The sequence below is a fragment of the Pseudomonas sp. Irchel 3F3 genome (assembly GCF_900187545.1).
GTDB classification, from domain to species: Bacteria; Pseudomonadota; Gammaproteobacteria; order Pseudomonadales; family Pseudomonadaceae; genus Aquipseudomonas; species Aquipseudomonas fortuita.
Genome location: NZ_FYDS01000011.1, coordinates 1 through 14,150 on the forward strand (window position 1 = coordinate 1; position 14,150 = coordinate 14,150).

Consider the following 14,150-nt stretch of genomic DNA (forward strand, 5'->3'; position numbering starts at 1 on the left):
CGCTGCGCTCCGGGGTTCCCTCACTCCGGCCTCGCTCCCGGGAGGACCGCGCTGCAGGCCCCATCCTGGGGCCCAGCGCTTGACGGGCATCCATGCCCGTCACCTCCCTCCGCAAGGCCTGCGTTCGGCCTCCTGAAGTCGCGAAGAGCAAGAGCAAGAGCAAGAGCAAGAGCAAGAGCAAGAGCAAGAGCAAGAGCAAGAGCAACGGCTACAGCGGAGCAGCACAGTACAGTTTTGCCTTGTTATTTCAATTGACTGTACTGGCTGGTGACTCCGCATAATGACGCCTCGAATTGACCCGGAGGTGGCATGCGCAAGACAGTCCTGGTACTGGTAGAAACCGTCGACGATTACCTGCCCATGCTGGAGCAGGCCGGTTACCGCCTTATCCGTGCCCCCTTACCGCAACTGCGCGCCGAGGCCATTCAGCGCCACGCCAGTGAAATCGATGCCGTGCTCACTCGCGGCCCGCTGGGGCTGACTGCCGCCGAAATCGACGCATTGCCCAAGTTGCAGATCATCTGCGTGATCGGCGCCGGCTACGAGCAAGTCGACCTGGTTGCCGCCGCCGCCCGCGGCATCACCGTAACCAATGGCGCTGGTGCCAATGCCAGCGCAGTCGCCGACCACACCCTGGCCCTGTTGCTGGCACTACTGCGCGACATTCCCCGTGCTGATGCCAGCACCCGGCGCGGTGAATGGAACCGGGTGATCAGCCCCTCGGTGAGCGGCAAACGCCTGGGTATTCTTGGCCTCGGGGCGGTGGGCCAGGCCATTGCCAAGCGCGCCAATCTGGGCTTCGACATGTCCATCAGCTATCACAGCCGCACGCCGCGCGAAGATGTACCTTACACCTGGTACGACAGCCCGCTGCACCTGGCCGCTGCTGTCGACATCCTGGTCGTGGCCACTCCCGGTGGCGCCAATACCCAGCACCTGGTCGATGCTCAGGTACTGCAGGCGCTGGGCGCAAATGGCTATCTGGTGAATATTGCCCGGGCCAGCGTGGTCGACACGCAGGCTCTGATTACCGCATTGCAGCAGGGTCAGCTGGCGGGCGCCGCGCTGGACGTGTTCGACGACGAACCGGCAGTACCCCAAGGCCTCAAGGCTTTGGCCAATACCGTGCTCACGCCCCACGTTGCCGGCCAGTCACCGGAGGCTGCGCGCGATACCGTGACCCTGGTGCTGCGCAACCTGCAGGCCTTCTTTGCCGGCGAGCCAGTATTGACCCCGGTACGCCCGTAACCCCTTTTCAGACATCTGCCTGGCAAGGCCCGGGCAACAAGGAGTGTGTGCATGCAACTCGAAATCTTCCAGGTCGATGCCTTTTCCGCTGAACCGTTCGGTGGCAACCCGGCGGCGGTGATCCCGCTTGAGGCCTGGCTGCCGGACGATGTGCTGCAGCGCATCGCCGAAGAAAACAACTTGTCGGAAACGGCCTATTTCGTGCGCAACGGCGAAACCTTTGACCTGCGCTGGTTCACCCCGACCGTTGAAGTTGACCTATGCGGCCACGCGACTCTCGCGTCGGCCTATGTGCTGTTCGAGCAACTGGGTGAGCAGGCGCAGGTGCTGCGTTTCAATACCCGCAGTGGCGAATTGCGTGTCAGCCGTGGCGCTGACGGGTTGCTGGCCATGGATTTCCCGGCCAAACAACCGGGCATCGTGGAAACCCCGGCGGGCCTGTTGCAAGCGCTGGGCCTGAGCCAGGCACAGGCGGTGTACCGTAGCGATGACTACGTCGTCGTGATTGATGACGCCCTGTTGCTCGATACGTTAAAGCCTGACTTTGTGGCACTTTCGGCCTTCGACGTGCGCGGCATTGCCGTGACGGCTGCAGGGCGTGGCTTTGATTTTGTCACCCGCTGGTTCGGCCCGCGGGTCGGCGTGAATGAAGACCCGGTCACTGGCTCGGCACACACCTCGCTGGCGCCGGTGTGGGCTGAGCGCCTGGGCAAGCAGGTGCTCAGCTGCGAGCAGGGCGGTGCACGTAAAGGGCAGCTGCGGTGCGAAGTACCGGGCAATGGTCGGGTGATCATCAGCGGGCGGGCGGCGTTGTACCTGCGCGGCACTGTGTACATCTGACGCTTCACGCGATCCTTTGTAGGCGCGGCCTTGTGTCGCGAGCGGCGCAACGCGCGCCCCTCGGCTTTCGCGTAGATGCATCACCCAAGGGGCTGCTTTGCAGCCCGATCGCGACACAAGGCCGCTCCTACACCGACCGCGTTGCAGCTGGCATCTATAATTGCTGGCCCATCTTCCGCTCAAGGAGCCAGCCATGGCCCTGGAAAAACAAGGCACCTGCCTGTGCGGCGCCACCACGCTCAAGGTCACCGTCGACAACACCCATATCAGCGCCTGCCATTGCAGCATGTGCCGCAAGTGGACCGGCGGCCCGTTGCTGGTGGTGCATTGCAGCCAGCCGCCGGTCATCGAAGGGCGTACCCCCAATGTCTACGATTCGTCCGACTGGGCGCAGCGAGGGTTTTGCGGCCAATGCGGCACGCACCTGTATTACCGGCTGAAGTCCAATGACTTCCATGCGGTGCCGGTCGGCCTGCTGGATGGGGATCAGGAGTGGGATTTCGATCTGCAGATTTTTGTCGAGCAGAAGCCCGCCTGGTACTGCTTTGCCAACCAGACCAAAGAGCTGACCGGTCAAGAAGTGTTTGAGCAGAGCAGTTAAAAGTGGCCTGTCGATCCTTCTTGCCAAACCTGTGCATTCCTGAGAAAAGGGCGGCTTTGTTTTTCAGCGTTGGAGTGTGCCTGTGAGCCAAGAACTGCAGATCATCGACCTGGTCGAGGGTGAAGGCAAAGCCGCCGTCAAGGGCGCCCTGATCACCACCCAGTACACCGGCTGGCTGGCTGATGGCAGCGAGTTCGACTCGTCCTGGTCACGCGGCAAGCCGTTCCAGTGCGTTATTGGTACCGGTCGAGTGATCAAAGGTTGGGATCAGGGCCTGATGGGGATGCGCGTTGGCGGCAAGCGCAAACTGCAGGTTCCAGCACACTTGGGCTATGGCGAACGCAGCGTGGGGGCGATACCGCCTGGCTCGGACCTGACCTTTGAGATCGAATTGCTGGAAGTGCTGACGCGGGATGATTGAAGCACCGGACATAATTTAGCAACACCCATCCCCTAATCTAGGCTTGCCTAGGGAACGGCATCCACCTCCAGGGAGGAACCAAACGGGTTCAGGGCACTCTGACGCTCACTCGTTGCCAAGGATGGCATTTACTGCAAGGGCGCCCTGCAACCGATGGGGCGATGTGGCGGGTCAACCCGATTTTCTCTGCCACACGAGCCTGCCTTGATGAAGTTGCCCACATTCTTCCGCCGTCGTCGCCATCTGGTACTGAGCCTGGCACTCACGGTCGTCGGCGTACCGCTGGCGCTGGAGGCTGTCGACAGCCGGGCTCAACCGGTGGATGGCACACAGACCCTGGTGTTCCTGCGCCATGCGGAGAAGCCGGGTGAGGGGCTTGGCCAGTTGAACTGCCAGGGCCTCAATCGCGCACTGGACCTGGCAACCTTGCTGCCAGAGCGCTTCGGTAATGCCGACTACGTGTTTGCCGCCAACCCTTCGCGGCAGGTCGAGGAAGGCAGCAAGGACGAAAGCTACAGCTACATCCGCCCGCTGATGACCATCACCCCTAGCGCCATCCGCCTCGGCTTGCCGGTGAATATCGACTACGGCGCCAACGACACCGATGAACTGGCCGATGAATTACTGAGCGACAAATACCGCAACGCGACCATCTACACCGCCTGGTCCCACGGCTACCTGCCTGAACTGATCAACACGGTGGCCGGCAAGGCCTTGGGTGAAGAGCGGGTGATCACCCAGGACTGGAACGGCGATGACTTCGACACCCTCTATGTACTGACCCTGACCTGGCACGACGGCAAGGCTAGCCTGCTCAGCCGCAACGTGCGCCAGGGCCTGAATGACGGTGCGCATAGCTGCCCGACCTGATCCGCTGGTACTGTTTGGCCAGGAAGCCACCACAGGGAAGCGCGATGAAGCAGCGGGTAACGGTAATCGGGGGCGGGGTGGTTGGCCTGGCGACGGCTTACGCGCTTGTTCGTGAAGGGCGGTCGGTTGATTTGATCGAGGCCCGCGACAGCTTGGCGTCGGCGACCAGCTTCGCCAATGGCGGGCAATTGTCCTATCGCTATGTGGCGCCGCTGGCTGATGCCGGGGTGCCGTGGCAGGCATTGGGTTGGCTATTGCAGGGCGAGTCGCCGCTGCGCCTGCGCTTGCGCCTGGACCCGGCGCAGTGGCGCTGGTTGTTGGCATTCACCCTGGCTTGCCGGCGCAGCGTCAATCGCCGAAATGCCGAGCAGCTGCTGGAGCTGGCGCTGCGCAGCCAGGCCGTGCTGGCGCAATGGCGCGAGGACCAGAACCTGGGTGATTTCAACTGGCGGCGCAATGGCAAGCTGGTGGCTTTTCGCAGCGAGCGGGCCTTTGCCCATGGCCGGGCTCAGTTGACGGACCCGGCCAGCCAGCGGGTGCTGGCAGCAGCCGAGTTGCGCGCGCTGGAACCCGCCCTGGAGGGCGCACCGTTTGTGGGTGGCGTGTTCACAGCGGATGAAGAGGTGGGCGATTGCCACTTGTTCTGCCAGCGCCTGGAGGCACTGTTGCGCGCTTCGGGGCAATGCCGTTTCCTGCTTGGGCGGCCAGTGACGCAGCTGGTACGGCGCCAGGACCAGGTCGTAGCGCTGCAACTGGGCAACGAGCAACTGGACGTGGAACAGTTGGTGCTGTGTGCCGGGCATCGTGGCCCAAGCTTGACATTACCGGGGGTGCAGATACCGGTCTACCCGCTGAAGGGCTACAGCCTGACGGCACCGATCAGCACTGGGCATCGGGCACCGGAAGTGAGCCTTACCGACTATGAACGCAAGATCGTCTATGCCCGCCTGGGGCAGCAGCTGCGGGTAGCGGCGATGGTGGACATTGTCGGGTTCGACGAATCGGTGGAAAAGCGCAGGTTGCAGAGCATGCGACGGCTGGCGCTGGAGACATTACCGATGGCTGCGGATTATGGGCAGGCGGTGGAGTGGGCGGGCATGCGACCGGCGACACCGACCGGGGTGCCGATCATAGGGGGGACGGTGTATCGCAACCTGTGGCTGAACCTGGGGCATGGGGCGTTGGGGTTTACACTGGCCTGTGGCAGTGCGCAGCGCTTGGTCGAGATGATGGGTTGATAGTACCGGCCTCTTCGCGGGCAAGCCCGCGAAGAGGCCAGTACAGGCCAATGAAGGATCAGCGGCCTAGGCGCATCGGCCAACCCACCACTTTCTTCACCCGCGGCGTGGCATAGGTGCGCACCTTGGAGGTGCTCAAGCCCATGCGCACCAGCGATTCGGCAATGGTCACCGCTGCGCTCACCCCATCCACCACCGGCACGCCGGTGCGCTGGCGGATCTGCTCGTCCAGCCCGGCCATGCCGCCGCAACCCAGGCAAATCACTTCGGCCTTGTCGTCATGCACGGCGCGTTCGGCCTGCTCGACAATCGCCTCCACAGCCCGTTGTGGGTCAGCTTCCAGCTCCAGCACCGCCAGCCCGCTGGCCCGCACTGACGCGCAGCGGTCATAAAGGCCAGACAGCTTCAGACGGTCTTCGATCAGTGGCACGGTACGGTCCAGGGTGGTTACCACGGAGTAAGCATGCCCCAGGTACATCGCGGTGCTGGCGGCCGCATCGGTAATGTCCACCACCGGCACGTTCAGCAGTTCCTGCAGGCCTTCGCGGCCGTGTTCGCCGTAACCAGCCTGGATCACGGCGTCGTAAGGACCTTCGTAGGCGAGCACCCGGTCCATCACCGCAATGGCAGCCAGGTAGCTTTCGAAGTTGCCTTCCACCGACTCGGCGCCGAACCAAGGGGTAAGCCCCACGATTTCGGTACCGGGTGCGGCTACTGCACGGGCCTGTTGGGCAATGGCTTCGGTGATGGCTTCGGTGGTGTTGACGTTGGCGATCAGAATACGCATGGGCAGTCCTCCCTGATCAATGGCTGCTGTGGTCGACGGCGATGCATTCGCCGCTGACGTCGTGGTAGTGGCGGTTGCGTGGTGCGATCAGCAGGTACAGGACGGCGGCGATGCCGGCACCGATCAGCCATGAGAACGGGGCCACGCTGTGGAAATGGGGTACCAGGGCCAGCACGATGGCCAGCAACGCAGCAGGCACGAAGGCGGCCACGGCGCGCAGGTTGATGCCCTTGCTGTAGTGGTAGGCGCCGGTCGGGTGCTCGGTGTACAGCTCCGGCACGTTGATGCAGCCTTTGCGCAGCAACCAGTAGTCGGACATGATCACCCCGTACAGCGGGCCGAGCAGGGCGCCCAGGCCGGACAGGAAGTACACGATCACCAGCGGACTGTTGTAGAGGTTCCACGGCAGGATCAGCACCGCCAGCGTGGCGCTGATTAGCCCCGCGCGGCGGAAGTTCAGGTGGCGTGGCGCCAGGTTGCTGAGCACGAAAGCCGGGGCGACGAAGTTGGCCATGATGTTCACCGCCACGGTGACAATCAGGAAGGCTACGCAGCCCAGTACCAGGAACAGCGTGCTGGGGATGGCGGCGACGATCTGGGTCGGGCTGTCGATGATCTGGCCGTTGATCTGGAACTGCGCGCCGCACAGCACCACGGTGATCACGGCAAACACCAGTATGTTCACCGGCAGGCCCCAGAAGTTGCCGACGCGGATGGTCTTGCGGCACGGCGAGGAGCGGGCGAAATCACAGAAGTTCAGTACCAGGGTGCCGTAGATCGCCAGCCACAATGCGCCGCCAGCGAAGATGTTGCGCCACATATCAACGCCGGTCAGTGGCTCGGCGACCGACCAGGCGATGCGCGCGTCGGCCTTGACGTACATGAACACCGCCAGGGCGGCAACGGTCAGCAGGATCACCGGGCCGGCGAAGGCCTCGTAGCGGCGCACCATCTCCATGCCGTAGGCCAGGATCACCAGCTGCACCAGCCAGATCGACACGAAGCACGCCCAGCCCAGGCTCGACAGGCCGAGGATGCTGTCGTGGTCGTAGGCCGCCACTTGCGGCCACACGGCTGTAAGCAGCACACGCAGCACCACCGAGGCCAGGTAGGTCTGGATGCCGAACCAGGCAATGGCAATGACTGCGCGGATCAGCGCCGGTATCTGTGCGCCGTGAATGCCGAAGGCAATGCGGCTGATGACCGGGAACGGCACCCCGGTTTTCTGCCCCATATAGCCAGACAGGTTCATGAAGAAGTACACCAGCGCCGCGCCAATGGCCAGCGACAGCAAAATCTGCCAGCCACCCAGGCCAAGGGCGAACAAGCCCATGGCGAAGGAGTAGTTGGCAATATTGTGCACATCGTTTGTCCACAACGCGAAGATGCTGTAGCCACCCCAGCGCCGCCCTTCGGTGCGTGTCGGGGCAAGGTCGCGGTTGTGCAGGCGCGGGCTCAGCGCCAGTTGCGGCACCTCGCCAACAAGGTTGGAAGCGGGGTGGATGCTGGCGACGGATAGTTCAGGGGCAAGGTCGAGGCTGCTACTCATTCCGGCGGGCTCCTGATGCACTTTGACTGCGATGAGCGGGCATGCGCACGGGCTCGCCACCTCGTCGGTGCAGCTTGGCATCACAGGGTTCTGGGCGCGGCGGCCGGTTTTGGACCGGCGTGGCGGGTTCTTGTGTATTTATGTTTTGTTTAAGTTGTATACAAAACACGAACACACAAAAGCGAGTTCCATGCCAGGGGAAAGCAAGTTGTAACAGATGGACATTTCGAACTTATCTTTTTGAAAGATAAGTTAATGAAATAAGTGAGGTATAAATTGACCGAATGAACAGGTTTAAATTTTCTGTCGACTATTTAGTTGATCGAATGGTCAAAATTAGTTGCGGGTAGTGTGTAACGCAATGGGGCGTTTCTGAAGAAAGTGCACACAAAAATGGCACTTATGGTGACATTTATGTGTACAAAAAATCGTCAGGTTTTTCTGCGCTAGCCTCTTCGCGGGTAAACCCGTTCCCACAGGGTTCATCACAAGCCCAAATCTGGTGCAGTACTTGTGGGAGCGGGTTTACCCGCGAAGAGGCCGGGACAGGCGAATTCATTCCATTGGCGGCAATCGCCGCTTCACCGGGCTTTTCTTGATGATGGCGGTGTTGGTCTCGGCCAGCACATTGATGCGGTCGAGCAGGGTGTCCAGTTGCTCCATCGAGCGCACATGCAACCGGGTAATGAAACAGTCCTCCCCGGTGACCTTGTCGCACTCGGTGAACTCGGGGATGGCGATGATTTGCCGTTCTACCTCCTGCAGCTGGCCCGGCAGTGGGCGGATGCGCACGATGGCCTGTAACTGGTAACCAAAGGCGCGCGGATCGACCTCCACGGTGTAACCGCGCAGCACACCGCGCTCTTCCAGGCGGCGCAGGCGCTCGCTGACGCTGGGCGCGGACAGCCCGCTGACTTGCGCCAGGGCTTTGAGCGAGCGGCGCGAGTCTTCCATCAGTGCATTGATCAACAGTTGGTCGATGGCATCGGTCATGGTCACCTCGTCAGGTAATTCGCGTAATTTGCCTTGATAGTAAAGGCAAGGCTGCAAATCTGCCTTGGTTATCCGCTGGAAGGCTGAGCTGTAACCTTTGCATACTGTTGCCATCAACAACGGGAGGTGTGAGATGGACAGTTCGTTGCGCCGTGGCTCGCTGGAAATGGTCGCCGCCATGCTGATTTCCGGGACCATCGGCTGGTTCGTGCTGGTGTCGGGGCAGCCGGTGCTCGAGGTGGTGTTCTGGCGCTGCGTGTTCGGTGCCGTGACCCTGCTGGTGATTTGCGCCGCTTTCGGCTTTTTGCGGGCCGGAGTCATCAGCCGCACGGCGTTCCTGTTGGCGATCGCCAGCGGCGTGGCCATTGTCGGCAACTGGCTGCTGCTGTTTGCCTCGTATTCCCGTGCGTCGATCGCCATCGGGACCGCGGTGTACAACGTGCAGCCGTTCATGCTGGTGGGGCTGGCAGCGCTGTTTCTGGGCGAAAAGATCACACTGGCCAAGCTTACATGGCTTAGCGTGGCGTTCCTCGGCATGTTGGCCATCGTCAGCGCCCATGGTGCGGGGCAGGGCGGCGGTGAGGAATACTTGCTGGGCATTGCCCTGGCACTGGGTGCGGCGTTTTTGTATGCCATTGCGGCGTTGATCATCAAGCGGCTGAAAGGCACGCCACCTCACCTGATCGCGTTGATTCAGGTAACGACGGGTGTACTGGTGCTGGCGCCGTGGGTCAAGCTCGGCGGATTGCCGGGTGAAGTGCCAGCGCTGGCCAGCCTGTTGACGCTGGGCATCGTCCACACCGGCCTCATGTATGTGCTGCTGTACAGTGCCATTCAGCGTTTGCCCACGGCGTTGACGGGGGCGCTGTCATTCATTTACCCGATTGCTGCGATTCTGGTGGACTGGGTGGCCTTCGGGCACCGCCTTGCTCCGCTGCAATGGCTGGGGGTAGGGCTGATTCTGCTGTCAGCGGCGGGGATGCAGCAGGGATGGTGGTTCCGGCCGGCGCGGCTTGCAGTCAAGAATTGAAGTGACCTTGCCGGCCTCTTCGCGGGTAAACCCGCTCCCACAGGATCACCTTAGCTCTGAATACTGTGGGGTCCCTGTGGGAGCGGGTTTACCCGTGAAGAGGCCCTCAAGGTAGAATGCCGCTTTTGCCAGCCTGCGACCCACCATGACTTCCCCGATTCACACCTTGGAGCAACACCTGCTCGCCGCCCTCGACCCTGCCCCGCAGGAAACCCGCCGCCTGTTCCATGGCCGTGGCCGCTGCTGGGCAGGCCTGGAGCAGGTCACTGTCGACTGGCTGCAAGGCGTGCTCTCGGTAGCCCTCTTCCGCGAGCTGCCCGAGGGCCAACTGGCCGAACTGGAAGCCATGCTGCGCAACCTGGCCCAGTGCCCGCAATGGGCCGGCCAAGCCATCCTCATCCAGCACCGCTACTTGCCCGACAGCCCTGGTCAGTGGCTGCTGGGCGAGCCGTGTCAGCAACGTGAGGTGGTCGAGGACGGCCTGTCCTACTTGCTGGACCTGGGGGTGCGGCAAAATATCGGCCTGTTTCTCGACATGCGCTATGGCCGCCGCTGGGTGCGCGAGCAGGCGGCGGGCAAGCGCGTGCTGAACCTGTTCGCCTACACCTGCGGCTTCTCGGTAGCAGCGATTGCCGGGGGCGCCGAGCAGGTGGTGAACCTGGACATGGCCAAGTCGGCGCTGGCACGGGGTCGGGACAACCACCGCCTCAATGGCCATGACGCATCGCGGGTGGCGTATCTGGGGCATGAGCTGTTCAAGTCGTGGGGCAAGGTGCGCAAGTACGGGCCTTATGACCTGATCATCATTGACCCGCCAACCTTCCAGCGTGGCAGCTTCGTGCTGACCCAGGATTACGCGAAGATCCTGCGGCGTTTGCCAGAGTTGCTGAGCGCCGGTGGAACGGTGCTGGCGTGTGTCAACGACCCGGCGATCGGGCCGGAGTTTCTGATCGAGGGGATGGCTGAGCAGGCGCCATCGCTGGCGTTTGTCGAGCGGCTGGAAAACCCGCCGGAGTTTCCGGATGTGGACCCGGCCGGGGGGCTCAAGGCCTTGGTATTCCGCCAGACCTGAAGTTGCCAGTACCGGCCCTATCGCCGGCAAGCCAGCTCCCACAAGGGGCAGCACAACCCTGAATGTGGTGGGGGCCTGTGGGAGCTGGCTTGCCGGCGATAGGGCCAGTGCTGACAGCATCAAGCCCCCAGGGCCTGCAGCGGCAGCGGGTACACCTGGGCAAAGCTGACGTTGTCGGTCTGGTCCACCCGCTTCTTCAGCCGCTCGTTGAACGCTCGGCTCACCGCATATTGCCCGCCGGAAATGGTGCGGAACTGCGCCGTCAGCACAAACCCGTTCAGGTCCATGCGGTCCACCCCGAACACCTGCAGCGGCCCTTGCAGGTTGATGCGTAGCAGCGGGTCTTCGCTGATCGACTTGCCCACTTCATGGATAAGTGCCAGTGACGCATCCACATCACTGTCGTAGGTGAACTGCACCGAGAAGAACGCATAGGCGAACTGCCGCGACTGGTTGGTAACCGCTTTGATCTGGCCGAACGGCACCGAGTGCACAAAGCCTTTGCCATCGCGCAGGCGCAACGTACGGATCGTCAGGCTCTCGACGGTACCGGCATGGCCGGAGTCAAGCACGACCCAATCGCCGATGGAAATGGTGTCCTCGATCAGAATGAACAACCCGGTAATCACATCCTGCACCAGTTGCTGCGAGCCGAAGCCGATGGCCAGGCCGATCACCCCGGCACCGGCCAGCAGAGGCGCGACGTTGATCCCCAGGTTGGCCATGGTGGTGATGGTGCAGATGACGATGAGGATGACCTTGATGGCGTTGCGCAGCATCGGCAGGATGGTCCGTACCCGGGTACTCGGCTGGCGCGATGCGCGCCGCCCCACCGCAGGCTTGAGCGCTTCCTGAATGGCAGTATCGAGCACCACCCACAGCAGCCAGGTGACCAGCAGGATCAGGCCGATACTCGACAGCGAATTGCTGATGGCCTGACCGAGGCTGTTGCTTAGCGCAAAGCCGATCACCGAAACGCCCCAGATGCGCCCCAGCAGTTCGATGAAGGCCACTGCCATGGCGATGCGCAGCAGCGCGTGGGCCAGGCTGCGCAGCAGTTCCCTGTAGGGCCGTACCCGTTGCCCGGTATCTGCGTCGCGCGGTGCCAGCAGGTGTTGCAATAGTGTGCTGACAAACACCGTGGAGACCAGTAGCACTGTGGTCAGCAAGGCCTTCTGCAATGCTTTCTGGCTTTCTTCGCCGGCGCCGATCAGGTGAATGGCCGACACCAGGATCATCAGCAGGATCGGCAAATACCACAGCACCGAAAAGATCCGCAGGGTTTCCTGCACCGCGCGATGCTGCACGCGGTCCTTGAAGGCGCGGTTGCGGATCAGGTGCGCGACCGGGCGGCGCAGGCGGACCACCAGGCTGGCGAAGATGAAGGTGGCAATCAGGCCGGTGGCCACGGCGACGCTGGCGGTGATGTTGCCGCCAAGCTGGCGGGCAATCTGTGGGCTGGTCAGGGCATCGCTCCAGGCAGCGAGAAAGCCGATCATGAACAGCGGGCGGGGGGCCAGGCGTTTGATTACCGCCACAGCGGCGCGTTTGTGGCCGGCGTCGAACAGGGTCACCAGGCACAGGATGATCGAGGTCGAGAACAGGCCGCTGCTGGTGGCGTAGGCCAGGCTCAGGCCCAGTGCGCGCGCTACCGACGGGTCGAGAAAGCGGCTGGCGTACAGTGTCAGCGGTAAGCTGGCCAATGCCGGCAGGGTATAGGGCAGCAAGTAGCCGAGCAGGCTGCTGGCGCGCTTGCGTTCGCGTAGCCAGGGCTTGCCTGAAGCGCGGTTGGCGACCCACCGGCCGAGGCTGGTGAATGCGGCGAAGCTGGCGGCCCAAGTCAGGGTAAGCAGGATGAAGTTGCCGATCAGATGCAGCGAGTCGTCGGCCGAGTGCCGGTCAACCAGGCGCTCGACCTCCTTGGCGGCGCGGTCGGTGCGCAGGCGCCAGGCATCAACCAGATGGGCATCAAGGTCGAGTTCCTGTGCGGCGCTGTCCAGGCCGTCGGCCAGGGCGCCCAGCAGGCCGCCTTGCAAGACCGGTGCGGGTTCGGCGGGTTGTTCTTCGGTGGGGGCGGGGTCAGCGGCAAGCAGGTGGGTGCTCAGCAGGCAGCCGAGCAGCAGGGTTGAGAGAAAGCGCAGCACTGGAGTACTCCTTGGGCCGGGGTGAGCGGGGCAGGGTTACTCAAGGAACTGATTGTCGGTTGATGAAGAAAGTTCGAAGAAGTGTGTCAAAGCAACTGGCCCTATCGCCGGCAAGCCAGCTCCTACAGGTACTGCACACGCTGCGGGCATTGTGCAGTACCTGCCTGCATCAATTACTGGCCGGTATAGATCTGGTCGAACACGCCACCATCGTTGAAGTGGGTCTTCTGCACGGTGCGCCAGTCACCGAAGGTCTTCTCCACCGACAGGAATTCCACTTTGGGGAAGCGGTCGGTGTACTTGGCCAGTACCGTCGCATCACGCGGGCGCAGGTAGTTGGTGGCGGCGATCTCCTGGGCTGCTGGCGACCACAGGTACTTCAGGTATTCCTCGGCCACAGCCTGGGTACCTTTCTTCGCCACGACCTTGTCGACCACAGTGACAGGTGGCTCGGCTTCGGCCGACACGCTTGGGTAGACCACTTCGAACTGGTCGCGCCCGAACTCGCGGGCGATCATTTCGGCTTCGTTCTCGAAGGTGACCAGCACATCACCAATCTGGTTGGTCATGAAGGTGGTGGTGGCGGCACGGCCACCGGTGTCCAGCACTGGCGCCTGTTTGAACAACTTGCCAACGAAATCACGGGCTTTGGCCTCGTCGCCGCCTTGCTTGAGCACATAGCCCCAGGCCGACAAGTAGGTGTAGCGGCCGTTACCCGACGTTTTCGGGTTGGGCACGATCACCTGCACGCCGTCCTTGAGCAGGTCGGGCCAGTCTTTCAGGGCTTTTGGGTTGCCCTTGCGCACGATGAACACAGTGGCCGAGGTGAACGGCGCGCTGTTGTTCGGCAGGCGGGTGACCCAGTTATCCGGCACCAGCTTGCCATTGTCGACCAAGGCGTTGATATCGGTGGCCATGTTCATGGTGATGACATCGGCTGGCAGGCCATCGATTACCGCACGCGCCTGTTTGCTCGAGCCGCCGAAGGACATTTGCACGTTGACCTTCTCTTTGTGCTCGGCTTCCCAGTGCTTCTGGAAGGCCGGGTTGTAGTCCTTGTAGAAGTCGCGCATCACGTCGTAGGAAACGTTCAGCAGGGTGGGGGCGGCCTGGGCGAGGTTGCCCAGGGCCAGGCCTGCGGCGAGCAGCGAGGCGGTGAAGAGTTTTTTCACGTTGCTTCCTTGTTCTTGAAGGGTTTTGGGGCAGAGTGCCAGCGACTATAGCGGGTGGCTTGAAGCGGGATAAAGAACAAAAAACACTTTGGTTATGCCGTTGCCAGTCCCGGCCTCTTCGCGGGCTCGCCCGCTCCCACAGGACCACCACAAACCTGAAAATTGCATGGTATCTGTGGGAGCGG

Annotated in this window: 13 protein-coding genes; 8 read left to right on the plus strand and 5 right to left on the minus strand. The window is 62.4% G+C overall.

Annotated features, from left to right (window positions below):
* The first annotated feature begins 309 nt into the window (after window positions 1-309).
* The 6 genes from CKW35_RS22350 (at window position 310) to CKW35_RS22375 (ending at window position 5,218) form a co-directional block, all read left to right on the plus strand.
* On the plus strand, window positions 310-1,248 hold the full coding sequence (locus tag CKW35_RS22350; RefSeq protein ID WP_016488392.1) for a 2-hydroxyacid dehydrogenase: 939 nt from the start codon (window positions 310-312) through the stop codon (window positions 1,246-1,248).
* 51 nt (window positions 1,249-1,299) lie between these two features.
* The gene (locus CKW35_RS22355; RefSeq protein WP_095116897.1) at window positions 1,300-2,088 is read left to right on the plus strand and encodes a PhzF family phenazine biosynthesis protein; all 789 of its coding nucleotides are present in this window, start codon (window positions 1,300-1,302) and stop codon (window positions 2,086-2,088) included.
* Window positions 2,089-2,281: 193 nt separating this feature from the next.
* Window positions 2,282-2,689 (plus strand): GFA family protein, encoded by a 408-nt coding sequence (locus CKW35_RS22360; RefSeq protein WP_016488390.1) that lies wholly within the window; start codon window positions 2,282-2,284, stop codon window positions 2,687-2,689.
* Window positions 2,690-2,771: 82 nt separating this feature from the next.
* The gene (locus tag CKW35_RS22365; RefSeq protein ID WP_016488389.1) at window positions 2,772-3,110 is read left to right on the plus strand and encodes an FKBP-type peptidyl-prolyl cis-trans isomerase; all 339 of its coding nucleotides are present in this window, start codon (window positions 2,772-2,774) and stop codon (window positions 3,108-3,110) included.
* Window positions 3,111-3,317: 207 nt separating this feature from the next.
* Window positions 3,318-3,980 (plus strand): hypothetical protein, encoded by a 663-nt coding sequence (locus CKW35_RS22370; RefSeq protein ID WP_016488388.1) that lies wholly within the window; start codon window positions 3,318-3,320, stop codon window positions 3,978-3,980.
* Between the two features lie 44 nt (window positions 3,981-4,024).
* Complete coding sequence (locus CKW35_RS22375) at window positions 4,025-5,218, plus strand: D-amino acid dehydrogenase (protein WP_095116899.1); 1,194 nt, start codon at window positions 4,025-4,027, stop codon at window positions 5,216-5,218.
* A gap of 58 nt (window positions 5,219-5,276) precedes the next feature.
* Here the strand turns inward: CKW35_RS22375 and CKW35_RS22380 are convergent, their stop codons facing one another.
* From CKW35_RS22380 to CKW35_RS22390, 3 genes are all read right to left on the minus strand, one after another.
* A complete protein-coding gene (locus CKW35_RS22380; protein ID WP_016488386.1) occupies window positions 5,277-6,005 on the minus strand; it encodes an aspartate/glutamate racemase family protein in 729 nt (242 codons plus the stop codon).
* Window positions 6,006-6,021: 16 nt separating this feature from the next.
* Complete coding sequence (locus CKW35_RS22385; RefSeq protein WP_016488385.1) at window positions 6,022-7,554, minus strand: NCS1 family nucleobase:cation symporter-1; 1,533 nt, start codon at window positions 7,552-7,554, stop codon at window positions 6,022-6,024.
* 555 nt (window positions 7,555-8,109) lie between these two features.
* Window positions 8,110-8,547, minus strand: coding sequence for an Lrp/AsnC family transcriptional regulator (locus CKW35_RS22390; protein WP_024717676.1), 438 nt, complete (start codon window positions 8,545-8,547; stop codon window positions 8,110-8,112).
* A gap of 133 nt (window positions 8,548-8,680) precedes the next feature.
* Here CKW35_RS22390 and CKW35_RS22395 point away from each other — a divergent pair, with 133 nt between their 5' ends.
* Both CKW35_RS22395 and CKW35_RS22400 read left to right on the plus strand, forming a co-directional pair.
* Window positions 8,681-9,577 carry a DMT family transporter gene (locus tag CKW35_RS22395; RefSeq protein ID WP_095116901.1) on the plus strand — a complete coding sequence of 299 codons (897 nt, stop codon included), beginning with the start codon at window positions 8,681-8,683 and terminating at the stop codon, window positions 9,575-9,577.
* Between the two features lie 145 nt (window positions 9,578-9,722).
* Window positions 9,723-10,649: a class I SAM-dependent methyltransferase gene (locus CKW35_RS22400; protein ID WP_016488382.1), complete on the plus strand. Its 927-nt coding sequence runs from the start codon at window positions 9,723-9,725 to the stop codon at window positions 10,647-10,649.
* 119 nt (window positions 10,650-10,768) lie between these two features.
* On the opposite strand, the gene CKW35_RS22405 is transcribed toward CKW35_RS22400, so the two are convergent.
* Entirely contained in the window at window positions 10,769-12,793 is a 2,025-nt protein-coding gene (locus tag CKW35_RS22405; RefSeq protein ID WP_095116903.1) for a mechanosensitive ion channel family protein, read from the minus strand.
* A gap of 173 nt (window positions 12,794-12,966) precedes the next feature.
* Entirely contained in the window at window positions 12,967-13,965 is a 999-nt protein-coding gene (locus CKW35_RS22410; RefSeq protein ID WP_016488380.1) for a sulfate ABC transporter substrate-binding protein, read from the minus strand.
* Window positions 13,966-14,150 lie beyond the last annotated feature (185 nt).